General features: G+C 34.8%; 23 protein-coding genes. 9 read left to right on the top strand and 14 right to left on the bottom strand.

Annotated elements, in window-relative coordinates; translation table 11 throughout:
- Positions 1–32: 32 nt before the first annotated feature.
- Entirely contained in the window at positions 33–902 is an 870-nt protein-coding gene (locus GGR32_RS05515) for a ChaN family lipoprotein (RefSeq protein ID WP_183477196.1), read from the top strand.
- 58 nt (positions 903–960) lie between these two features.
- Here the strand turns inward: GGR32_RS05515 and GGR32_RS05510 are convergent, their stop codons facing one another.
- Positions 961–2,211: a phage integrase SAM-like domain-containing protein gene (locus tag GGR32_RS05510; protein WP_183477195.1), complete on the bottom strand. Its 1,251-nt coding sequence runs from the start codon at positions 2,209–2,211 to the stop codon at positions 961–963.
- A gap of 295 nt (positions 2,212–2,506) precedes the next feature.
- Here GGR32_RS05510 and GGR32_RS05505 point away from each other — a divergent pair, with 295 nt between their 5' ends.
- The 4 genes from GGR32_RS05505 to guaB all read left to right on the top strand — a co-directional run bounded on the left by GGR32_RS05505 (position 2,507) and on the right by guaB (position 5,593).
- Entirely contained in the window at positions 2,507–2,779 is a 273-nt protein-coding gene (locus tag GGR32_RS05505; RefSeq protein ID WP_183477194.1) for a helix-turn-helix domain-containing protein, read from the top strand.
- Between the two features lie 29 nt (positions 2,780–2,808).
- Positions 2,809–3,204 (top strand): hypothetical protein, encoded by a 396-nt coding sequence (locus tag GGR32_RS05500; RefSeq protein ID WP_183477193.1) that lies wholly within the window; start codon positions 2,809–2,811, stop codon positions 3,202–3,204.
- Between the two features lie 74 nt (positions 3,205–3,278).
- Positions 3,279–3,914 (top strand): hypothetical protein, encoded by a 636-nt coding sequence (locus GGR32_RS05495; protein WP_183477192.1) that lies wholly within the window; start codon positions 3,279–3,281, stop codon positions 3,912–3,914.
- A gap of 206 nt (positions 3,915–4,120) precedes the next feature.
- Positions 4,121–5,593 (top strand): IMP dehydrogenase, encoded by a 1,473-nt coding sequence (guaB, locus tag GGR32_RS05490; protein WP_183477405.1) that lies wholly within the window; start codon positions 4,121–4,123, stop codon positions 5,591–5,593.
- Positions 5,594–5,652: 59 nt separating this feature from the next.
- Here the strand turns inward: guaB and GGR32_RS05485 are convergent, their stop codons facing one another.
- From GGR32_RS05485 to GGR32_RS05465, 5 genes are all read right to left on the bottom strand, one after another.
- Entirely contained in the window at positions 5,653–6,627 is a 975-nt protein-coding gene (locus tag GGR32_RS05485) for an ABC transporter ATP-binding protein (protein ID WP_183477191.1), read from the bottom strand.
- A 130-nt stretch (positions 6,628–6,757) separates the two neighbouring features.
- Complete coding sequence (locus tag GGR32_RS05480) at positions 6,758–8,437, bottom strand: peptide-N-glycosidase F-related protein (protein WP_183477190.1); 1,680 nt, start codon at positions 8,435–8,437, stop codon at positions 6,758–6,760.
- A 128-nt stretch (positions 8,438–8,565) separates the two neighbouring features.
- Positions 8,566–9,432, bottom strand: a complete 867-nt coding sequence (locus tag GGR32_RS05475) for a hydroxymethylglutaryl-CoA lyase (protein ID WP_183477189.1) — start codon at positions 9,430–9,432, stop codon at positions 8,566–8,568.
- Between the two features lie 49 nt (positions 9,433–9,481).
- The gene (locus tag GGR32_RS05470; protein WP_183477188.1) at positions 9,482–10,099 is read right to left on the bottom strand and encodes a LysE family translocator; all 618 of its coding nucleotides are present in this window, start codon (positions 10,097–10,099) and stop codon (positions 9,482–9,484) included.
- Positions 10,099–11,118, bottom strand: coding sequence for a quinone-dependent dihydroorotate dehydrogenase (locus GGR32_RS05465; protein WP_183477187.1), 1,020 nt, complete (start codon positions 11,116–11,118; stop codon positions 10,099–10,101). The genes GGR32_RS05470 and GGR32_RS05465 overlap by 1 nt, the downstream gene beginning before the upstream one ends.
- A 111-nt stretch (positions 11,119–11,229) precedes the next feature.
- Here GGR32_RS05465 and pepT point away from each other — a divergent pair, with 111 nt between their 5' ends.
- Positions 11,230–12,471, top strand: coding sequence for a peptidase T (gene pepT, locus GGR32_RS05460; RefSeq protein ID WP_183477186.1), 1,242 nt, complete (start codon positions 11,230–11,232; stop codon positions 12,469–12,471).
- Positions 12,472–12,921: 450 nt separating this feature from the next.
- Here the strand turns inward: pepT and GGR32_RS05455 are convergent, their stop codons facing one another.
- The 6 genes from GGR32_RS05455 to rsfS form a co-directional block, all read right to left on the bottom strand.
- Complete coding sequence (locus GGR32_RS05455; RefSeq protein ID WP_183477185.1) at positions 12,922–13,200, bottom strand: acyl-CoA-binding protein; 279 nt, start codon at positions 13,198–13,200, stop codon at positions 12,922–12,924.
- Between the two features lie 3 nt (positions 13,201–13,203).
- Positions 13,204–13,866 carry a phosphatidylserine decarboxylase family protein gene (locus tag GGR32_RS05450; protein ID WP_183477184.1) on the bottom strand — a complete coding sequence of 221 codons (663 nt, stop codon included), beginning with the start codon at positions 13,864–13,866 and terminating at the stop codon, positions 13,204–13,206.
- The gene (locus GGR32_RS05445; RefSeq protein ID WP_183477183.1) at positions 13,856–14,659 is read right to left on the bottom strand and encodes a phosphatidate cytidylyltransferase; all 804 of its coding nucleotides are present in this window, start codon (positions 14,657–14,659) and stop codon (positions 13,856–13,858) included. The genes GGR32_RS05450 and GGR32_RS05445 overlap by 11 nt, the downstream gene beginning before the upstream one ends.
- Positions 14,660–14,689: 30 nt before the next feature.
- Positions 14,690–15,301 carry an LUD domain-containing protein gene (locus GGR32_RS05440; RefSeq protein WP_343066426.1) on the bottom strand — a complete coding sequence of 204 codons (612 nt, stop codon included), beginning with the start codon at positions 15,299–15,301 and terminating at the stop codon, positions 14,690–14,692.
- A gap of 117 nt (positions 15,302–15,418) precedes the next feature.
- Positions 15,419–17,395, bottom strand: a complete 1,977-nt coding sequence (gene ftsH, locus GGR32_RS05435; RefSeq protein WP_183477182.1) for an ATP-dependent zinc metalloprotease FtsH — start codon at positions 17,393–17,395, stop codon at positions 15,419–15,421.
- Between the two features lie 19 nt (positions 17,396–17,414).
- On the bottom strand, positions 17,415–17,786 hold the full coding sequence (gene rsfS / locus GGR32_RS05430; RefSeq protein ID WP_183477181.1) for a ribosome silencing factor: 372 nt from the start codon (positions 17,784–17,786) through the stop codon (positions 17,415–17,417).
- Positions 17,787–17,884: 98 nt separating this feature from the next.
- On the opposite strand from rsfS, the gene GGR32_RS05425 reads away from it, so the two are divergent.
- Complete coding sequence (locus GGR32_RS05425; RefSeq protein ID WP_183477180.1) at positions 17,885–18,613, top strand: biotin--[acetyl-CoA-carboxylase] ligase; 729 nt, start codon at positions 17,885–17,887, stop codon at positions 18,611–18,613.
- Here GGR32_RS05425 and GGR32_RS05420 read toward each other — a convergent pair.
- A complete protein-coding gene (locus GGR32_RS05420; protein ID WP_183477179.1) occupies positions 18,610–19,002 on the bottom strand; it encodes an SRPBCC family protein in 393 nt (130 codons plus the stop codon). The genes GGR32_RS05425 and GGR32_RS05420 overlap by 4 nt on opposite strands.
- A 4-nt stretch (positions 19,003–19,006) precedes the next feature.
- Positions 19,007–19,642, bottom strand: a complete 636-nt coding sequence (gene pyrE / locus GGR32_RS05415; RefSeq protein ID WP_183477178.1) for an orotate phosphoribosyltransferase — start codon at positions 19,640–19,642, stop codon at positions 19,007–19,009.
- 8 nt (positions 19,643–19,650) lie between these two features.
- Between pyrE and GGR32_RS05410 the strand changes: the two genes are divergently transcribed.
- Entirely contained in the window at positions 19,651–20,295 is a 645-nt protein-coding gene (locus tag GGR32_RS05410; protein WP_183477177.1) for an NUDIX hydrolase, read from the top strand.
- Between the two features lie 435 nt (positions 20,296–20,730).
- The coding region (locus GGR32_RS05405) for a choice-of-anchor Q domain-containing protein (protein ID WP_221403695.1) at positions 20,731–24,020 on the top strand (3,290 nt) is incomplete at its 3' end.

Below are 24,020 nucleotides of genomic sequence, written 5' to 3'. Positions count from 1 at the left end.
CTTAGGCGTATGATTTTTTTTAAAAATACGCTATGAAATATTTACTACTTTTTACCTTTATTTTTAGTTTTACTATTACCACTGCTCAAAAAGCTAAAGCCTTCCAGTTTTATAACGAAAAAGGCAAAAAAGTAAGTTTTACAAAACTTACAAAAAAATTAGCAAAATACGATGTAGTTCTAATAGGCGAACACCATAATAACTCCATTAACCATTGGTTGCAATTACGTATTACCAAAGCTCTTTATGCAAAAAAAGAAGCGAAATTAACCTTAGGTGCCGAAATGTTTGAACGTGACAATCAGCAGGCTTTAAACAGCTATTTAAAAGGAAACATCGCTGCAAAAAACTTAAAAGACAGCATGCGCTTGTGGAATAACTTTAAAACCGATTATAAGCCTTTGGTCGATTTTGCTAAAAATAATCAGCTAGAGTTTATCGCTACCAATATACCAAGAAGGTACGCTGCTATTGTTGCTAAAAAAAGTTTAGACAGTTTAAATAGTGTTTCGCCAGAAGAAAAAAAATACATGATGCAACTTCCTGTAGAAGTTACGTTAGAAACACCTGGTTACCCAGAAATGATAGAGATGATGGGAGATCATGCAGGAAGCCGTGCTATGAATTTTGTAGCTGCGCAAGCCGTAAAGGATGCTACTATGGCAGAATCTATTGCTAAAAACTTACAAGAAAATTACCTGTTTGTACATTATAACGGAGATTACCACAGTAAACAACATGGCGGTATTTATTGGTACCTTAAAAAACTTAAGCCTAATTTGAAAATTGCCGTAATCCAACTATTCGAAGCCGAAGATGAAAAACTAAGTTTGCCAACAGAAAATTACATCCCTACCGAATTTAACCTGGTGCTTCCTAAAGATATGATTAAAACTTATTAAAATATTAACGATAATAGCATAAAAAATACTTGCTATAAAATATTAAAACCTGTTTAGATTAAACCTGAACAGGTTTTTTAATTAGATTAGCATGTATTTCGTTAAAATAATTACTTAAGGTTTCTATACGAGTTTCATCTATAGGGTTTATGTATTTTAGAAACATTTGTTCTGTACTATGCCCTGTAGCAGACATCAATAAAGGTGTAGGTATTTTACCATAAAAATTTGTAGCAAAACTTCTCCTTCCTATATGGCTAGAGATAAGTTCCCATTTTTCTGTTTCTACGTATCTTGAGCGGTAACCTAAACGTTTATTAGCTTTAATCCTTTTGGTGAGATTGGCTAGTTTTGCAATAACTTTAATTTGTTCGTTATATTCGTTTATGTCTAAACGTCTTGGGAAATTTCCATTGTTATTCTCTAAAACTTTTAATACTACGGGATGTAGTGGTAATAAAATTTTCTTTTGAGTTTTTTGTTGAATAAAACTTATGCATAACTTATTATTTATTGTTGTTAATTGTTTTTTAGAAAAACCCATAAAATCAGAAAAACGCTGTCCAGTATAGCAACTAACTAAAAGCCATGACTTGGCAGCTTGAAGTCCTGGGTTTACCTTTGTTTTTCTTACCGTTACTAACTCTTGTTCTGAAAGGGTTACTACCTCTTTATGTTGTTTTTCTCTACGTATATCTAGTTCACGCACGGCTGTTCTAATACCTTGTCGCTCTGCAAAGTTTAAAATTGTTTTTATAAAATGAATACTTCGGTATATGGTGTTTTCGCTATATTCTTCTTGTGCTCCAAATTTTAGAAATTTTTTGATAAAGCTACTGTTTATTTCTGTTATTGTTAATTGTTTGATTATAAAGCCTTCAAAACGTTCAAATAATCGGTAAAATACCTTGTATCTTTTATAAGTAGAATGGCAAATAAGCTCTTTTCTAGTATCTATATACCATTGCATGTAATGCAGTAATGAGTTTTTTGGAAGTGTTGTTTCCTGTTGTAAACAAACTTCTTTAATTTTTTTTAGTATTTCTTTTTGTTTGGCGTATTTGCTTAAATGCTTTTTTTCTTCAAGAAGTTCGAGTAAGTGTTTTTTTATATTGTTTAGTTTTATATTTAACAATTTATACTTTTTAAGGTATATATTTATGGGGCGTTGCTTGTCTGCGTCCCAATCCTTTTTTGTGATTTTTAATGGTGTTTTTAAAGTATAAGTTAATCCATTGCCTAACTCGTTAACTTTTATATAAATATTTTTTAAAAACTCTTGCTCTGATAAGAAAAATGTAAATGTCATTTTATCGATTTTTTAGGTAGATAATCTACAAAATTTATTAGGATATAAGTAGTCCTATTTAGACCATTTTGTAATATACTAATTTACAGCTCAATAGCTTTAAGTTAATTTTCACTTTAAAGTATCTTATTTAAGTAAAAATTAACACTACTTAACAAGTCTAGATAATAATTATATAGTGTTGTTTTTTAAGCACTTAAGCAATTATTAAACATTTTTTTCCTATATTTGAGTTTAAAATTTTAGTCTAAATAGGACTACTTTTTAATGTGCAATTAACGAAACAAGAAATATTATGGATAGAGTAATTGAGGTAATAGATGTCCTTGAAAGACTCAAGAAAGAATTCAACTTAAAAACAGATCGTAAGCTTTGTAAGCTCTTGGGAGTAAAACCCAATACGCTTTCTAATTGGAAAAAACGAAACAGGCTAGACTATGAGGTTATTCTAGCTATTTGTAAACGAAATAATCTAGACCTTAATTATATTTTTTATAAGACTTCAGAGAAATCAGGTTCTAAAAACTATACAAGTTTTCAATATTCGTATAAGGAAAATATGGCATAAATAACCCTAACTAACCAAAATAATATTTAATGAATTTAAGAGCGCTTATAAAAGAAAAGCTTCTGGAGAATATAGAAGATGACGATTGCCCTAAGCTAACAAAACAGCAAAATATAGATAAAGTTTTAGATACTATTATGGAATCTATACTTATTCAAAAAACAGAATGTATAAAATCTAAACCCTTAGATATCGATGTCCTAAAAGAGTTAGGCTTTGAGTTGCAAGGAGCCATTTGCGAAGAACACTTTTGCATTGAAGAATGGAGCTGCCCTCTTATTGTTTACAGCATAACCATATACTTTTATTTTTATAAAAACGGAAAAACTTCTTACCGAGTAGAATTATATGGAGGCTACGAAATACAAAACATAGGCCAAGATGGTCTTGTTATGTTAATGAATATTTTACCAAGATCTTCATAAAAAAGTGTTTTTTTTTAAATATTACTATTTTTAATTATATTTATTGCTTCGTATAGTCTTAAAATTTTAATTTTATGAAAACCTTGCTATTGTCAATCTTTTTATTGGTGTGTTTTGCATGTAATACAAACCATAAAGATGCAACTTTACATCAAAATACAATTGATAAAAATGTAACTGCTACACAAAAAAGTAGCCTTAATAACCTAAATGAAGAGAACCACCATACTTTTGCGGTAGTTAAACGAAATGATAAAGCAATTAATAATTTCCAAGTCAGTTTAGGTATAGATAATAAGGTTGTTAATACCACTTTAATTTATTCAGATGAAGTATATTTTTTTAGAACATTATACGCTAATAATAAAGCAGCAACTTCAGCTTTATCTGTATTAGAAAACGGAGCAGTAGTTTACAAAGGTATCACTTGTACTTCTATATGTTCAAAAGATGCAACTATGTGTATTCCTGATAAAAGCAAAAACTTTAAAGCTTGTACACCTTGTAATTCTGGTGCTGGTGATTGCACAAAGAGGTTATCTGAAGGTGGTGAACAAATAACTATGTTTCAAGATTTCACCCTATATACAGAAGGTTCTGAAAATGAGGAAATCACCTATGAGATTCTAGTGAAAAAATATCCTCTCAAAGCAGGTTATGTAGTGCTTCCGGTAAGTAATAGTTCTTATAGTGAGGTTAATGTTTTTTAATAAAAGTATTATATAATTAGATAAAAACGGTTGGTACATGCCAATCGTTTTTATTTTTTACTTCACACAGACAAAAATATTTATTTAACTAAGTAGCAATGAGTAAAAGAACTTTTTTTAAAAAAACTACCTATAAAAACTAAAAAGTATTAGTCTGTTTTTTATACAAAATCGTATATTTGTATGCAATTAAATCTCTAATTGCCATGACAGCACACCAAAACAAAATTATAGGAGAAGGCTTAACATACGATGATGTATTGCTTATCCCCGCCTATTCCGAAGTACTTCCACGAGAAGTAAATATCACAACAAAATTCACGAAAAATATAAGCCTAAACGTTCCTATTGTATCTGCTGCAATGGATACAGTTACCGAATCGCGTATGGCTATAGCTATAGCTCGTGAAGGAGGTATTGGTGTATTGCACAAAAACATGACAATAGAGCAGCAAGCCCTAAAAGTACGAAGAGTAAAACGTGCCGAAAGCGGAATGATTATAGACCCTGTTACGCTAGCCGAAAATGCTCTTGTAAAAGATGCAAAAACAGCCATGAAAGAACATAGTATTGGTGGAATTCCTATTGTAGATAAAAATAAAAAACTTATAGGAATTGTAACCAATAGAGATTTGCGTTTTGAAAAAAACCTGCAACGCCCTATTACCGAAATCATGACGGCAAAAAGTCTAGTTACCGCTTCAGAGGGAACTTCGCTTAGTGATGCAGAAGAGATACTACAACAACACAAAATAGAAAAACTCCCTGTAGTAAATTCTGATTATCAATTAGTTGGGCTTATTACTTTTAGGGATATTACAAAATTAACCCAAAAACCAATTGCTAACAAAGATCAATACGGGCGCCTACGCGTTGCCGCTGCAATTGGAGTTACTGCCGATGCTGTAGATCGTGCCGAGGCTCTTATCAATGCAGGGGTAGATGCTATTATTATTGATACAGCCCATGGGCATACCAAAGGTGTAGTTCAAGTATTAAAAACCATTAAAGAAAAATATAAAAATATAGACGTTGTTGTAGGAAATATAGCCACACCAGAAGCTGCTAAATATTTAGTTGAAGCAGGAGCCGATGCAGTAAAAGTAGGTATAGGACCAGGATCTATTTGCACAACTCGTGTAGTAGCTGGCGTTGGTTTTCCTCAATTTTCTGCCGTATTAGAAGTTGCTGATGCTATAAAAGGTAGTGGTGTTCCTGTAATTGCCGACGGAGGAATCCGTTATACAGGAGATATCCCTAAAGCACTAGCCGCCGGAGCAGATTGTGTAATGCTAGGCTCTTTACTTGCTGGTACAAAAGAATCTCCAGGAGAAACCATTATTTATGAAGGTAGAAAGTTTAAATCTTATCGAGGAATGGGTTCTGTAGAAGCCATGGAAAAAGGTTCTAAAGATAGGTATTTCCAAGATGTAGAAGATGACATTAAAAAACTTGTTCCTGAAGGTATTGTAGGGCGTGTTCCTTATAAAGGAGAACTTTATGAAAGTATGACACAATTTATAGGAGGCTTACGTGCAGGAATGGGGTATTGCGGCGCTAAAGATATAGAAAGTATGAAAAGTAACGCCAAATTTATAAAAATTACAGCTTCAGGAATTAATGAAAGTCATCCACACGATGTTACCATCACTAACGAAGCTCCAAATTATTCTAGATAAATAGTTTTATTTTTTTAGGAAAAAGGTTTTTATATTTCGGTATAAAAACCTTTTTTGATTTATCGTATACGCTTGTTCCAAAGGCTTTCCTCTACATACAGCGCTATTTTTTCCTGCTTATTATAAGGTATCTGAGAAGTAATCAAAATAACCTCACCTCTGGTTAATAAAACTTCTATTAAGTAATTTTCTCCTGTAAAATAACTTTTAATTACCTGCCCTGTAATAAAACCGTTTGAGGTTTCTTTTATTTCAGAAGGGTAGAGTAATACGTGCTTTTTTAAAGTATTTTTCTTGTCAAAATAAGTTAAAGGTATTTTATTTACTTCACTTAACAAGGATGCTGTGTAGTAATTTAGCGGATTATTATACAATTGTTCTGGCGTGGTGTTTGCTATAATTCTCCCTTCCTTCATCACTAAAGCTTTATCGGCAAAACCCAACATATCGGTACTATCGTGTGTTGCAAATACACATGTAATGTTGTTGTTTTTTAGGTAACGGAAAACATTTCTACGTAAATTATTTTTCTTAAAGTTATCTATAAAATTAAAAGGTTCATCTAGCAACAATACTTTGGGAAGTTTAGCTAACACTTGCGCTAGTGCTACACGCTGTTTTTGTCCGCCGCTTAGAAATTTCACCTTGGTATTTGCATAAGTTTCCATGTCTATTATCGCGAGTAATTCGTGAGCTCTATCATTACTTTGTGTTGCTTGTTGCCTACTTAGAAATTTTTTAATGTTTTCTAAAACACTTATATAGGGCATTAAGGAGTTTTCTTGGGTTAAAAACTTCATGTAAGCTTCCCCAGGAATAAGGTTATATGCTGGACCTAAAATTTGTTTTTCTTTCCAAAATAATTTTCCTTCGTCCAAATCTAGTAAACCATAAATGGCTTTTAACAAAGTACTTTTTCCGCATCCGCTTTCTCCTATTATGCATACGTGCTCTCCTTGTGGAACGCTGAACGAAATGTTGTTAAGTACTTTATTGTTTTGGTAGGAAAAATGTAAATTTTCTGCGGTAAGCATTTTTATATTTTTCTTTCAAAGATAACAGCTTTTTAAGGCTTCTTGCTTTACTTTGGTATAAAATAAAAGCTACCAGAAATTTCTGATAGCTTTTACATGGTTTAGACTTCTTTTAATTGTTTTTACAAAACTACTTTTTTATCACTTGGAAGCTTTGTTCTTTATCGTCTGCCAAGCGCACTTTTACCAAATAAACTCCTCTTGATAAATGAGAAATATTGATGCTGTCCTGTGTAGTGCTTCCCTGAAGTTGCCCTAAAGTATTGTAGATATTTATTTCTGAAACGGGTTGGTTATCTGAAGTAATGTTAAGTACATCTGTTACGGGGTTAGGATAAACCTTTACTAATGGCTTTTCTGTTGCAAGAACCGATAAGGATTCGTTTACTTGTATGTAATAAGGCTCAGACCAAAGGCTTTCGTTTCCGCTTTGGCATATTGAGCGTACATAAACTTGATATACTGTATTATCTTGTAAGTTAGCTAAAAAATGCTGATCTGTTGCAGGATTTACCAGAGCAAAGTTTTCTGGATAGTATGAGTTATAGAGATCTTCGTCTGTATTGCCTTCTATTTTTCCATAAAGTATTTCCCATTGGTGTGCATATTCTAAGCAAGTTACGGTTATATCATTTTGATTGGAAGCTAAACTAATATCGTAAGCTTGTGTACATTCGGTTAATGTTGCATTGTCTCTGTTTTGGATGTATGCCGTTACAGGAATATAACCTTCGCCGTTAGAGAAAACAGCATCGGGAACATCTATTTTTAGGGTATAAGTTCCTGCGGTTAAGTTTCCTAAAGCTACTTTACGTATCGGGATTTTATCTCCAGGGCACCAATTGTTCCATTCCATCCAATAGCGTCTAGGGTGTGGACTGTTGTTAAATCCTGTTGGTTTACCGTGATATATTCCGTTTCCTTGTGTATTGTACTGGCGGTATGGCTCGCAAGACTTACCTCCTGGGATATAATTGTAAATCAAATTATTATCTAAATATACAAAATGCCTTCTTCTGTTATACTCTTCTCCATTAGAGTTTGCACCATGGTTGGAAGTTATCAAATATAAATAAGCATTATTAATAGGGTTTTGTATAGTAAAACTCATCAATTTGGTTGTTTCTCCTGTTACATCGGTAGCATTATAATTGTTTAAATTTTCTCGTGTACTAAGTGATATAAACTCCATATCGTCTGCATAGCTTACACTAGTATCTACTCCTGTGGTAAATGTAAGTGTTCCATAAAAAGTATCTATCCTATCTGTACAACCGGCTACTTGGGTTTGTGCAGCATAAGGAACGCCAGATACATCTAATTCTGCCCAAATATCATAGGTATTAAGTGTAGCAGTATCGGAAAGTAAGTAAGAGATATTGTCTAAAGAAAATTGATAAGAAACCTCGTTGCTTCCTACATTTTTATTCATAAAAGGGGTTATAAACCTTGCTATTTCTGTACGTAAAACATTAGCTGTATTGTAGGTTTGCTGTCCTTTAGGTACAAACGATAGGTAAACATGCCCTAAGCGGTCGTAATTATCGCAAGCTGCATTTATAGTAACCTCGGCAGATAAAGTATTGCCTATACTTGCTAATTGTTGGGCGGTTAGTTTTTTTGCATATAGCGTATTTGAATGCCTAATAATATCGGGCGATACAGGCTCTAACAATTCAGAGTCGCTAAGTAAACTGGTGTAGGTGTCGTAATACAATACATTATCAAATACAGTAAACTGTGTAGTTTGTTGGGCGTAAGTACAGATATACATCAGTAAAAACGCTCCTAGGAATAGTTTTTTGTTCATTGTTAAGTTTTTAGTGGTGCTTGCAAATATATAATTTTTTAGCACTTTTCTTATCAAAAAACAAATACTTGTAATGTAGCTAAAAGCAAAAACTTAATAAAAGCACTTTTGTATACTTTTATTATCATTTAATGATAAACGGAGAATAGCTCGGTTGCTTTGTTATAAGCCGCTTCAAAGCTTGTCATTTTCACTCCAAAATCTATTTCTTTTTGTTGAGTAAAGTACGAAAGCATTTTTTCTGTTGGCATATTTCCAGTTAATTTATCTTTTGCCATTGGGCAACCTCCAAAGCCTTGTACCGCACCATCAAAACGTCTGCAACCTGCTTTGTAAGCAGCATCTACCTTTTCGTGCCATTGAGTAGGGGTAGTATGCAGATGCGCTCCAAACTCTATGTGCGGATATTTCGGAATTAAATTCTCAAACAAATAGGTAATTGTATCGGGGGTAGATGTACCCACAGTATCGGAAAGCGAAAGTATTTTTACGCCCATCTCAGAAAGTCGTTCGGTCCAGCTGCCTACAATATCTACATCCCAAGGGTCGCCATACGGATTACCAAATCCCATAGAGAGGTATGCCACGACTTCTTTATTAGTCTTTGCTGCTATAGATAAAATTTCCCGAAGTACCTCTACAGACTCCTCGATAGTTTTATGGGTATTACGCATCTGAAAATTTTCAGAAATCGAAAACGGATATCCTAAATATGCTATTTCTGGATGTTTTGCTGCATCTGCTGCACCACGTACATTGGCTACTATTGCCAAAAGTTTACTTGTTGTGGCCGATAAATCTAACTTTGATAAAACTTCTGCCGTATCAACCATCTGCGGAATTGCTTTTGGCGATACAAAACTTCCAAAATCTATCGTATCAAAACCGCAATTTAATAAAGCTTGTATGTACCTTACTTTTTTTTCGGTCGGAATAAAACTTTTTATTCCTTGCATAGCATCTCTAGGGCATTCTATTATTTTCAACTTATCCATGCTTCAAATATACATTTTCTTACCTACAAACTAAATATTTTTAGTCCTACTAACTAAATAAGATAAGTATTCCTAAAAGGCTAAACATAAATACTTGTACATAAGCTATGGCCTGTAATGCGTTTTTGTGCGTTAGTATATATTTTTTTAAAGAAGATGCCATTACAGCTATCAATGAAAATATAAGCAAGCCCTGCACGATAAAAATACCTCCTAACAAGTAAAATTGCTTAATTAGCTGCGTATCTTTCCATAAAAAACCAGGAAAAAACGATAAGAAAAACAGCAACACCTTTGGGTTTAGCAAGTTCATAAAAAAGCCTTGCCTATAGTAATACCACGCACTTTTTTGTACTATTGGGTTGGTTTGATTAAGGTTTATTTCGGGTTTTGCTTTAAACGCTTTATACGCTAAATAAAACAAATAGAAAGCTCCTATCATTTTGATAAAAAAGAAAAAAGTAGGCGAGCTTTTTAACAAGGCAGAAACCCCAAAAGCCACCAAACTTGTATGCACCAACACACCTGTAACTAAGCCTAAACTTATTACAATCCCTGTGCGTTTACCATAGGCTATGCTTTGCACAAGCACATAAACCACATCGGGGCCTGGCATAAGCGTAAGTATTACCGATGCCGTTAAAAACGGAATTACCTGTTCTAACATTATTTAGCAAGCAGTGCTTTTTTAATTTGTTTAATCAAGCCTGGGCCCTCGTAAATAAAACCTGTGTATAATTGCACCAAACTCGCCCCAGCAGCAAGCTTCTCTAAAGCATCTGCTGCCGAGTGTATCCCACCAACACCTATTACAGGGAAAGCATTTCCACTTTGTTCTGTTAGAAATTTAATCACTTCCGTAGAACGTTTTGCTAAAGGTTTCCCGCTTAATCCGCCAGTTTCTTTTTTATTCTCAGCTACTAAATTATCACGCCCAATAGTAGTATTGGTAGCTATTACACCAGCTATCTGCGTTGTTTGTACAATCTCGATAATATCCAGCAACTGCTCGTTGGTTAAATCGGGTGCTATTTTTAAAAGTATCGGTTTCTTTTTAGGTTTTTCCGCATTAAGTATTTGCAAAGTCTGTAACAAGTTGGTTAAAGGCTCTTTTTCTTGCAAAGCCCTTAAATTAGGAGTGTTAGGCGAGCTAACGTTTACCACAAAATAATCTACATAAGGATACAAAGCCTCAAAACAAATTTTATAATCCTCTACCGCAGCCTCATTAGGCGTAACTTTGTTTTTACCAATATTTCCACCTAATAATATCGACGGATTTCTGCCTTTCAAACGTTCAACTGCCGCAGCAACCCCACCATTATTAAACCCCATTCGGTTAATAATTGCTTTATCCTCCTTCAACCTAAACAAACGTTTTTTAGGATTTCCCAGTTGAGGTTTCGGCGTAAGCGTACCAATTTCTACAAAACCAAAACCTATTTGGCTCATTTCATCAAAATATTTCGCATCTTTATCAAAGCCTGCTGCCAAACCAATAGGGTTTTTAAACTTAAGCCCAAACACCTCACGTGCTAGCGCCTTATCTTCCAACCCATAATGCCTTCTAATACCCCAACTTAAAAGAGGCGTTTTTAAAGAAAATTTAAGCATCGAGGTAGTAAAATGATGAACTTTTTCTGGATCAAAACTAAATAAAATCGGGCGGATAAAGGCTTTATACATAAGTTTCTAAATTTTAGCAAAAATACGCTAAATAAAAAAAATGCAAAGCCTTTGCCCAAGTCTTTGCAACTAAATTTAGGTTGTTGTATTTTTGAAGAAAATTAGCATATTATGATAGATAAACAACACCTGATAAATAGATTTATAAGCTACGTTACTATAGATACCGAAAGTGACCCAAATAGCAACACCACCCCAAGTACCGAAAAACAGTGGAACCTAGCCAACAAACTAGCCGAAGAGCTTAAAACAATAGGATTACAAGACGTTAGCATAGACCAAAACTCCTACGTAATGGCAACCCTACCTAGCAATGTATCACACAAAGTTCCCGTGATTGGCTTCGTAGCACACTTTGACACTTCGCCAGATTTTACCGGAGCAAACGTAAAACCACAACTCGTAGAAAATTACGATGGTAAAGACATTATGCTTAACGCCGAAGAAAACATTGTACTATCGCCAGATTATTTCGAAGACCTACTCCAATACAAAGGGCAAACATTAATTACTACAGACGGAACAACCCTACTAGGAGCCGACGATAAAGCCGGAGTAACCGAAATAGTAACCGCCATGGAATACCTTGTAAAACACCCAGAAATAAAACACGGAGAGATAAGAATATGCTTCACCCCAGACGAAGAAATTGGTAGAGGCGCACACAAATTTGATGTAAAGAAGTTTGGAGCAGAATGGGCATACACTATGGACGGAAGCCAAATAGGCGAACTAGAATACGAAAACTTTAATGCAGCAGGAGCAAGCGTAAAAGTAAAAGGGAAAATAGTACACCCAGGCTACGCAAAAGGCAAGATGATAAACAGCATGTACATAGCACAAGATTTCATAAACTCCTTACCACGCCTAGAAACCCCAGAACATACCGAAGGCAGACAAGGCTTCTTCCACCTAGCACAAATAAACGGAAAAGTAGAAGAAACAAACCTCTATTACATTATAAGAGACCACGACAAAGAGCACTTCGAAGCACGTAAAGAAGTAATGCAAAACCTTGCCAACGAAATAAACAAACAACACGGCAATACCGTAATAGAACTCGATATAAAAGACCAATACTACAACATGCGCGAAAAAGTAGAACCCGTAATGCACATTGTAGATATTGCAGAAGAAGCCATGAAAAACCTAAACATTACCCCCATTATAAAACCAATACGTGGCGGTACAGATGGCTCACAACTATCCTTCATGGGCTTACCATGCCCAAACATTTTTGCCGGCGGACATAACTTTCACGGCAGATACGAGTACGTTCCTGTAGAAAGCATGATAAAAGCCACAGAAGTAATCTGTAAAATAACCGAGCTTACCGCAGAAAAATACGCATAAACAATCGGAGAAAAATAAATTAAAAATCGTCTTTTTGTTCCTCAAAAAACAAAAAGACGATTTTTTTTACCTTAAAAACACCCAAAAAAGTACCGCAGTTTTTTAAAAAAACACCTTAACTTTTGTTTAAATACTGCAGAGCTTTTAAAAAAAACTGCGGTACTTTCAATCCAAAACTCTAGAGTATTTTTTAAGAGCACCGCAGTATTTTAAAAAAATAAGTTTTGTTGCTAAAAATCTCTCTTTTTTATTCAAAAAAATGCTTTTATGGCTATGTAAAAACTGTGTAAAAACTTTAAATTTTACCCCGAAAAACAATAAAATAGTGGTTTTTTTAGTAGAGAAAGCAGTAAAAAACTCTTTTTGGAAAACTAAATTTTACTTAAAAACGCTTACTAATTCCTTAAGGATTTATAAGGAAAACGGTTAAGGTTAGCAGTAGTTATGAGGTTATTTTTTAGTGGGAATATATTTGTTTACTAAGGCAATGTATTTTTCCTTAGCTTGCTCTTTGCTCAAGCTTTTTACTTGTATTAAGGCATTCATTTTAAAAGCTTTGATGAGGTGTTTTGCTTTGTGAGAATGGTCTAGTTGGAGTTTTGGGTTTTCTCCTAGGGCGTGTTTGTAGTATGCATAAAATAATAAAAGTACATCAGGAGGAAACTCCTGAGAAGTGCAGCTAGCACGTTCTATTGCGTCGTTAAATTTTTTGTCTAGCTCGGTATTCATAAGTTAAGCAATGGGAGAGGAGGCTGCTATAATGGTTTCTGCACCTTTAACTTTCTGGTTAAGTTTCACATTAATTTTTGTGCCAATGGGTAGGTATACATCTACACGAGAGCCAAACTTTATAAAACCACTATCGCTACCTTGTACGGCTGTATCGTTTACTTTTGCATAATTTACAATTCGTCTTGCTAATGCTCCTGCAATTTGCCTGTGTAGTACATCTCCGTAAACGGGCGAGTTAACAACAACAGTGGTGCGCTCGTTTTCTTCGCTAGATTTTGGGTGCCATGCAACTAAGTATTTTCCAGGATGATATTTACTGTAAACAACTTTTCCTCCTACAGGGTAGCGGGTAACGTGTACATTGACTGGAGACATAAAAATGGATACTTGTAAACGTTTGTCGTTAAAGTATTCTTTTTCAAATACTTCTTCAATAACAACAACTTTTCCATCTACTGGGGCTACTACGTGATTGGTGTTGATCTCTGCAATACGCTTAGGGTTTCTAAAAAATTGGAGTATGAGTATAAGGAATATAGCGCTTATACCAAAAATTAAATACCGTAACCAATTTTGAGGTATTCCGTATGTAGCTGCAAAATTAATAAGAATAAAAACTATTAATGTTACAAGGATTATTTTAAAGCCTTCTTTATGAAACATAGTTTATAATTAACATATACGTATAAATAAATGTAGAGGAAAAGAGTATACTGTCTAACCTGTCTAGTAAACCGCCATGTCCTGGCATTATTTTTCCGCTATCTTTTACATTTGCTTGGCGTTTTAGTTTAGATTGGATTAGGTCTCCAAGGGTTCCTGTTATAGTTATAATTAAGCTTAAACCAAGCCAAATGATAAAACTTGTAAAAATATCAGTACAAATATATAAAATATAACTGGCTAAAATGCTAAAAAAAGCACCACCTAAAAAACCTTCTATTGTTTTTTTAGGTGAAATTCGTTCTAAGAGCTTATGCTTACCAAGGTTTTTACCTACCAGGTATGCAAAACTGTCATTAACCCAAATAAGTGTATAGCAGCTAATTAATAGTAGTGGAGTGAATTTTTGCTCTTGAAAAGGAATTAAAAGCATAAAAACAATTGCTGCTATTAAATAAAAAAAGATAAAAAGGTGTTTTTTGTGTTTAAAAAAAGAAGTTTTATGGGTAGAGAATAAATCTTTTATCAGTAAAGCATTAAAAATTAAGGTAGGAATAAGTAAAAAAATATCACTTAAACTATCCTTGTATATTGAAAAATAGAGGATAGAAAAGATAAGGAGTAAGTAAGAAAAGTAGTTTTTTACTTGTAATAGTTTTTGTAATTCGATTAAGCTTCCTATCCCAAAGAAAGCTAATAATGCATAAAAACTATATTCTGAAAAGTAAGTAGCACTAATTAATAAAATTATGTATAAAGCTCCAGATATACTTCTAGTAAGGGTTTCGCTCATAAATGGTGGTTAAAGAGTACCAATGGTAAATTACAAATCTTCCAAAAGCAGCAAATATAAGTTTTTACTTGTACATCCATAGGTCATAAAGTCACCATCTTTTTTATCTCCAAAAGTTTTAATTGTACTTATGTTGGAAGGGATAGTTCCTTTACTTTTTATTTTTATGCCTCGTAGCCCTTCGCTAATAGTTTCTATAAGTTGGCTAGTGGTTGCCATTATGATAAAATTGTCGGGGAGATCTACTAATTTTTTTTCTTTTATCTGGTTAGATGAAATAAGTATAGCTCCTGTATCTGCAATTAAATATTCGCAGTCTGAGAGAAAAAAATCGGCGTCTTTGTTGGTAGAAAATTCTAGCCCGAAATTATTAAAAATACTTTTTAAATTATTATCATAACAAAAGCAATTGCCATTATACCAGGTGTTTTCGGCCATAATTTCGCTAAAAACAGTCTGTAATTCTTGCTCGTTTTCACAATAGAGAAACTTTCCTCCGTTCCCAATAAAGTTTTTCATAAACTTTTCATCGGTTGGGGTGCTAGGTTCGGGCATATACTTCCCGTGTTCTTTTTGTTTAGGGACGTGTTTTTCTTCAGAAGTTTTTGAACCAAACAGTTTCTTAAATAGGTTCATAGGCATATTAACAATAACTATTTTTTTGGGCTTATCTCCAAAGATAAAAAAACTTGATTTAACTATTAATTAAATCAAGTTTTTTCTAAAATGTTAACAGATTTTAACAGAATAAGCTGTTTTTTAATCTTTAGGTTCTGTTATATCTTCTCTAAATTGTTCTTTTTTTACGGTCTCTTCTTCTTTAGCAAAAGGACGATCTCCAAAAATACGCTGTAAATCATCTTTAAAAATCACTTCTTTTTCTAATAGAATATCGGCAAGAGCAGTAAGTTTATCTTTGTGCTCTGTAAGTAGCTCGATAGCACGTATGTACTGAGATTCTATAATGTTAGAAATCTCTTTGTCTATTAACTCGGAAGTTTTTTCGCTATAAGGTTTTGTGAAATTGTATTCACTTTGTCCAGACGAGTCATAATAGGTGAGATTTCCTATTTTTTCATTAAGCCCGTAGATGGTAACCATTGCTTTGGCTTGCTTGGTGACTTTTTCTAAATCACTTAATGCTCCTGTGGAAATTTGGTTGAACATTACTTTTTCTGCAGCACGCCCTCCCATAGTAGCACACATTTCGTCTAACATTTGCTCTGGTGTTACTATAAGTCTTTCTTCTGGTAAATACCAAGCGGCTCCTAACGATTGGCCTCTAGGTACAATGGTAACTTTTACCAGTGGTGCGGCATGTTCTAACATCCAGCTAACTGTAGCATGACCTGCTTCGTGGTAAGCTATGGTTTTCTTTTCCTTTGGGGTGATTATTTTGTTTTTCTTTTCTAGACCTCCTACAATTCTATCTACGGCATCTAGAAAATCTTGTTTTCCAACTGCTTCTTTACCTTTACGGGCTGCAATTAATGCGGCTTCGTTACATACATTAGCGATGTCTGCGCCAGAAAATCCTGGTGTTTGTTTAGCTAAAAACTCGGTATCGAGTTCTTCGTTAACTTTTTTTAGGGGTTTTAGGTGTACTTCAAAAATTTCTTGACGCTCTCGCAAGTCTGGTAAATCAACATAGATTTGTCTGTCAAAACGTCCTGCCCTCATTAATGCTTTATCTAATACATCGGCGCGGTTGGTTGCCGCAAGTACAATTACATTGGTATTGGTACCAAAGCCATCCATTTCTGTAAGCAGTTGGTTAAGTGTGTTTTCGCGTTCGTCGTTAGAGCCAGAAAAATTGCTTTTACCTCTAGCGCGACCAATAGCGTCTATTTCGTCTATGAAAATTATAGAAGGCGATTTTTCTTTTGCTTGTTTGAATAAGTCACGAACTCTAGATGCTCCTACGCCCACAAACATTTCTACAAAATCTGATCCAGATAAGGAGAAAAACGGTACTTTGGCTTCTCCTGCAACGGCTTTAGCTAATAAGGTTTTTCCGGTTCCTGGAGGGCCAACTAATAGGGCTCCTTTTGGAATTTTTCCTCCTAGGGAGGTATATTTTTTAGGATTTTTTAGAAAATCTACAATTTCTTGTACTTCTTCTTTAGCTCCTTCAAGTCCTGCAACATCTTTAAAGGAAACTTTAATGTCGGTATTTTGGTCAAATAATTTTGCTTTAGATTTTCCGATGTTAAATATTTGTCCGCCAGGACCTCCAGCACCGCCACCGCTCATTCTTCTCATGATAAAAATCCATAGTGCTACAATAATTATAATAGGTAGGGCTTGGATTAGGATGCTTCCCCAAATGTTAGATTGGGTATCGTAAGTACGTATGGTTTTTAGGTTGTTTTCGGCAATTATTTTATCGAAATTATTCTCGAAGTTTTGTAAGTCTCCTAATTCAAAAGTATAATCTGGTGTATCTCCTGTTGGAAAAAAATCACTTTCTTTAGGTTTTTTGTGTTTTTCTAGTGCTTCGGCTTCTTTGGTAAGGTAAACGTTGGCAGTTTGCTTGTTAACTACCACTACTTTTTGGATGTCTCCGTTTTTTAGAAACTCTTCAAATTGCGCTAAGTTTGTTTTTTTAGGTTCGTTAAAGCTTGAGCCTCCAAAAAATTGTATCCCTAAAAATATTAGGATAATACCAATATAAATCCAATAAGAACTAAATTTAGGCTTATTGTTAGGGCTCTTTTTAGGCTGATTCTTTGTCATATATCAAAAAAAAGGTGTATTAGTAATTTGTTTCGATGGTGGTAGTTTTAGCATCTCCCCATAGGCTTTCAATATCGTAGTAGTCTCTAATTTGTTTTTGGAAAACATGTACAACGATGTTTACGTAATCTATAAGTACCCATTCGGCATTATCGGTTCCTTCTACGTGCCAAGGTTTTTCTTTTAGGGTTTTGCTTACTACTTTTTGGACGCTGCTTACAATGGCATTTACCTGAGTATTAGACGAACCGCTACAGATAATAAAATAATCACAAACCGTATTTTCAATTTCTCGTAAGTCTAAAAGGTTTATTTCTTCTCCTTTTACGTTTTCTATTCCTTCAAGAATGGCAGCTATCAGTTGGTCTGTGTTGTATTTTTCTTTAGCCATGTATAAATTTTATAAGTTAATCTGCAAAGTTATTATTTTTTGGCTTTCTTTTGTAGCCTTAACAGAACATTATTCTTTTGTTTTGTAAAAATATTTATATGCGTAGTATCAAAGTTCATACCACCAATTCTACTAATGTGTTTTTAAGTGCCTATTATCGTGAGCAAAAAGCTTGTGGTAATGTATATGTTGTTGCGGAAAAGCAGACTTCTGGGAAGGGGCAAATGGGAACGGTCTGGCATGCGGAAGCGGGTAAAAACCTTACATTTAGCGTGCTGATAAAGGATGTTGATATTTTGCTGGCCGAACAGTTTAAGTTAAGTGCATTGGTGGCTTTAAGTGTGATAGAAGTGTTGGAAGCTATAAAAATTCCGAAAGTGGAAATAAAATGGCCTAACGACATTTTGGCAGATAAATGTAAAGTAAGTGGCATTTTGATAGAGAATGTGGTTGTGGGAGCTAAAATTAATGCCAGTATTATTGGGATTGGTTTAAATGTTAATCAGCTTTTGTTTGATAGCCTGCCTAAGGTAACTTCATTAAGTGCTGTTACAGGAAAAAAATACGATTTGGAGGAGTTGGCAGAAAAGCTAGCCAATACGATAGAAACCAATATTTATGAAAAACAAAAACAGCCGATAGAGGCTGTTTTGGCTGTTTATTATCAAAAGCTTTTAGGATATAAAAAAGTAGCTACATACCAATTGCCTTCGGGCGAGAATGTGGTAGGGGTAATTACAAAGGTTACCCCTAGTGGTTTTTTGAATTTAGCGTTAGAAACGCAAGAAAAACAATTTGCGATAAAAGAAATAAAGCAATTGTATTAAAGCTTTCCTAAGTTTTCGCTTAGTGTATTTACAAATTTTTTAAGTGGAGACTTTATCATCATAGCCATCATGCTATTAAATTCTCCGGCAAAAACTAGCTGAATATCACTAGTAGCCTCTGTTGTGGCCGTAATGTTTCCTGTAAGGGAAAAAGCAAATTTATCACTTATCGAGCCTAGTACTACGGTGTCGTTTGGTTTTTGTTCTTGGATTTTAAGTCCTATTTCTGGCATTCCTTTAAGCTGAAATAAGAATTTATTATCGCTCAAAATTTCAAACTTTTGGGTATTTTCGGGCATTATTTTTTCGTAGTTAGCCACTTCTGTAAGAAAGTTAAATAATTCTTCCTGACTTTTGTTTACGCTGGTATTTGGTCCTTCTATTTTCATAATGTTATTTTCCCCAAGTTGCGGGGTTTTGTTTCCATGTTTTTAGTGTTTCAAACTCTTCTTTATTTAGGTAACTGGTTTGGAAGGCTTGTTCGATAAGGTGGTCGTAATCGCTTAAAGTATTTAGAGGTGTGTTTTGTAAATTTTCTTTAGCGGCATCAAATCCATAAGAAAATATAGCGAGCATACCTTTTACATTGGCGTCAGCTTTTTTTAGTGCATTAATGGCGTTAAGGCTACTTTTTCCTGTGCTTATCAAATCTTCTATAACTACAACTTGTTGCCCAGGTGTTAAGTGGCCTTCTATTTGGTTTTGGCGACCATGTTTTTTTGCTTCGGGCCTAACGTAAATAAAGGGCAGATTTAGGTATTCTGCAACAAGCATACCTATGCCAATGGCACCTGTAGCTACTCCGGCAATTACGTCTGGTTTCCCGTAAAGGGCTTCTACTTGTTTGGCAAGATTTTCTCTGATGTAGTTACGAATAGGAGGGTAGGAAAGTATAATTCTGTTGTCACAATAAATAGGTGATTTCCATCCACTAGCCCATGTAAAATAATCTTGTGGTTCTAATTTTATTGCCTTAATTTGCAATAATAATTGTGCTGTCTTTTTGGCGGTTTCTTTATCTAAAATCATAACGGTAAATGTACAAAGTTTTTATAAACGATATTCCGATAATTCTATCTACAGAAAAGAAGGTGGGTTCTCAATACGCTTCTTTTCCTATCAAAAAAGCAAAAATAAAAAAGCTTATCAAAAAAATAGAAAAAGGAGAACTTCTTTATGTTAATCTTTATCATGAAAAAGAAGAAAAATTATTGAAACATCTTCGTAAGCAGTTAAAATCTGTTATTGCAGGTGGTGGTTTGGTGTATAATACTAAAGGGGAAATTTTATTTATTTATCGAAATAAACGTTGGGATTTGCCAAAAGGAAAGGCGGATAAAGGCGAAACAATAGAAGAAACAGCCATTCGTGAAGTTGAGGAAGAAACAAAAGTAGAAGGTTTAGAGATTACGCGTTTTATAGAAACTACGTACCATATATTAAAGCGTAACGGTAAATACAGACTAAAAGAAACTTATTGGTTTGAAATGAAAACTGCTTTTACGGGAGAGCTTAGCCCTCAGCTAGATGAAGGGATTACCAAAGTGAAATGGAAAAACTTTGAACAAACACAAAAAGCATTACGAAATTCTTACGAAAACATAAAGCTGTTATTTCCGAAGGAGTATTTAACAATACATCCAAACGATAGAGAAAAAGAAAAACAAAAAGCTTCTGTTTAGTTTTTATCTCCAGTAATTTTTTTGATCCGTACTATTCTTAATACGATTATTTTTAGTTAAAGATGTAAACCCAATGGGGTGTTTATGTTCTGTAAATACATTGTAGCCTGTTAAATTTAGTTTCAGTTTTATGCCTGTGTGTGAAATTCTTTCACAGTAATCTTCATTTTTTGATTTATTCTGTTGTGAAATAAATAAACTTTAAGCGTCTTAGTTGGTGTTTTAAGGTGTTTTTTTGGTTTTATTCTTTAGAAACCCATCTTTAATTAATACATTTTTAGTCACTTATAAACTGTAACGCTTTTGTAACGCTGCTTTTTTTGAGGTGAAAAACAAAAGAGCTTCTTTTACACTTTTATTATTTAAAGCTACAAAACTCTTCTTTTTATTTAGTAACACCTTAAAAATTTTATCCTATAAAAATCAATCAAAATTATGAGAAATTATTATCAAACAAGTTTGTATGTTAAAAGCATACTTTCCTTATTGTTTGCACTATGGGTTGCTTATCCTAGCACAGCACAAGCACAAGCGCAAACACCAACACCAAGCAATGGGATTCTTTACGTAAATAAAAACGTAACAGGCGGTAATGGCTCTGGAAACTCTTGGGCTAACGCCATCCCAGAACTTGCCGATGCCTTAAAATGGGCTAGAACAGAACACGATGCCAACAACAGTTGGCTACAAAACGATAGCCTGCAAATTTATGTAGCCAAAGGTACGTATAAGCCTTTATACAGTGCCAATGATGGAAACTACACCAATGATGCTAACCGTGACAACGCTTTTGTTATGGTTAAAAACGTACAACTATACGGAGGCTTTGACCCTACCAATGGTGTTACCAACTTAAGCCATACCCGAGATTTTTCTGAAACAACAGGAAGTATTTTAAGTGGAGATGTTAACGATGATGATGTAATAACAGGAAGCGGGGCTACACTAAGCATTACCAATAATACAGAAAATGCTTACCATGTGGTTATTTCTGCAGGAAATAATGGTAGTTCCTTAATAGATGGCTTTAGTATTACAGGAGGGAATGCTAGCAATTCCAATGGCACTTATGTTAACTTATTATACGTAGGACAACGAAATGGAGGAGGGATTTATAATGTAAATTCTTCAACTAACTTAACCAGTGTAAGCCTTACAGGAAACGCTGCAAATTCTGGTGGGGGGATGTATAATTATTCTTCTTCGCCTAGCCTAACCAATGTAAGCCTTACAGGAAACGATGCAAATAATGGTGGTGGGATGTATAATTCTTCTTCTTCTTCTACACCTAACTTAACCAATGTAACCCTTACAGGAAACGCTGCAGATTCTGGTGGAGGGATGTATAATGATCAGTTTTCTAAACCAAGCTTAACTAATGTTACAATTACAGAAAACTCTGCTACTGATGGTGGAGGGATGTATAATGATCGGTTTTCTAAACCAAGCTTAACTAATGTTACAATTACAGAAAACTCTGCTACTGATGGTGGTGGGATATATAATTATTATTCTTCGCCTAGCTTAACCAATGTAACAGTTGCTGGGAATACAGCAACTCAAAGCGGTGATGGGATGTATAATAATTCTTCGTCACCAGCCATAAACAATACCATTGTTTGGGGAGGCTTATATAAGGGTTGGAACGGTAATTACACCGCAAACCACTCACTGATAGAAGGAGACAACAATACAAATAACGGCAACATCGATGCTACGGGCTTAAGCGAAACCGATATTTTTACAGACCCTGCCAACGGCAATTATAGCTTAAAATACAATAGCCCTGCCATAGATGCAGGAGATAACACCGCTTACACCAACGCAGGTGGAGACCTAAATAACGATACCGACTTAGCAGGAAATACACGTTTATTTGGCAGTTTTATAGATATGGGAGCTTATGAAAATCAACCCGTTACTATTAACCCAAGTACTAACAACATTCTTTATGTAAACAAAAATGTTACTGGAGGCACACAAGCAGGAGATTCTTGGGCAAACGCCACCCCAGAACTTGCCGATGCCTTAAAATGGGCTAGAATACAACAAGATGCAGATAGTTCGGTTTTTGATAGTCAGCCCCTACAAATCTACGTAGCTAAAGGAACATATAAGCCTTTATATAGTGCCGAAGACGGAAATTACACCAATGATGCCAACCGTGACAACGCTTTTGTGTTAGTTACAAACGTACAACTTTATGGGGGTTTTGACCCCGTCAATGGCATTACCAACTTAACGCATACTAGAGATTTTTCTGAAATCACAGGAAGCATTTTAAGTGGAGATTTTAACGATGATGATATCATAACAGGAAGCGGGGCTACACTGAGCATTGCTAATAACACAGAAAATGCTTACCATGTGGTTATCTCGGCAGGAAATAATGGTAGCTCCTTAATAGATGGCTTTAGTATTACAGGAGGAAATGCTAGCAGCTACAATGGTACTTATGTTAACTTATTATACGTAGGACGAGGAAACGGAGGAGGAATTTATAATGTAAATTCTTCGCCGAACTTAACCAATGTAAGCCTTACAGGAAACGCTACAAATTCTGGTGGTGGTGGGATGTATAATCATTCTTCTTCGCCTAGCCTAACCAATGTAAGCCTTACAGGAAACGCTGCACATAATGGTGGTGGGATGTGTAATTATTCTTCTTCGCCTAGCCTAACCAATGTAAGCCTTACAGGAAACGCTGCATATGCTGGTGGGGGGATGTATAATACTTCTGCTTCGCCTAGCTTAACCAATGTAAGTCTTACAGGGAATTCAGCAACTGTTGGTGGGGGGATGTATAATATTTCTTCTTCATCACCCAACTTAATCAATCTTAACATCATAAAAAACAAAGCATATAATGGTGGTGGAGTATATAATTATCATTCTTCACCAAGCTTAACCAATGTAAGCATTACAGAGAACTCTGCAACTAATAACGGAGGGGGGATGTATAATTATAATTATTCTTCGCCTAGCTTGACCAATGTAACAATTGTAAATAACATAGCAACTCGAAGCGGTGGCGGGATGTACAATGATTATTATTCTTCGTCAGCCATAAACAATACTATTGTTTGGGGAGGTATAGTTAATAATAACAGTAATTATACTGCTATTCATTCTCTAATAGAAGGTGATAGTAATACAGTTAACGGAAACGTCGATGCTACGGGCTTAAGCGAAACCGATATTTTTACAGACCTTTACAACGGTGATTATAGCTTAAAAGATGGAAGTCCTGCTATAGATGCAGGTAGTAACAATCTTTACACAGGAGACCTAAATAACGACACCGACTTAGCAGGAAATACACGTTTGTTTGGTAGCACTATAGATATTGGAGCTTTTGAACATCATGGAATTAAAACCTATTGGACAGGTAACATAAATACCGACTGGCATACCGCAGGAAACTGGACAAGTGGATTGCCTAGCACTACCAGCAATGCCGTTATAGACCAAGTTACCAACCAACCTTTGGTTGCTGCTACAAACTCAGCAGAAGCTTACAGTATTGTAATTAACCCAGGAGCAAGCCTATCTGTATTAGGAGATTTAAGTTTCCAAACAAGTTTAACCAATCACGGAGATTTACTATTCTTAAGCAATGCCAATGCCACCGGTCAATTAACCGAGCTTCCTGAAGGAGCAAGCATCACCGGAAACCCTGCAGAGGTACAACGTTATATTCCTAGCGGAACAAGAGCCTTTAGGTT

This window comes from Mesonia hippocampi (assembly GCF_014197445.1).
GTDB lineage: Bacteria > Bacteroidota > Bacteroidia > Flavobacteriales > Flavobacteriaceae > Mesonia > Mesonia hippocampi.
The sequence above is the reverse complement of the archived record's forward strand: the minus strand, read 5'-3'. Positions and strand labels throughout refer to the sequence as shown.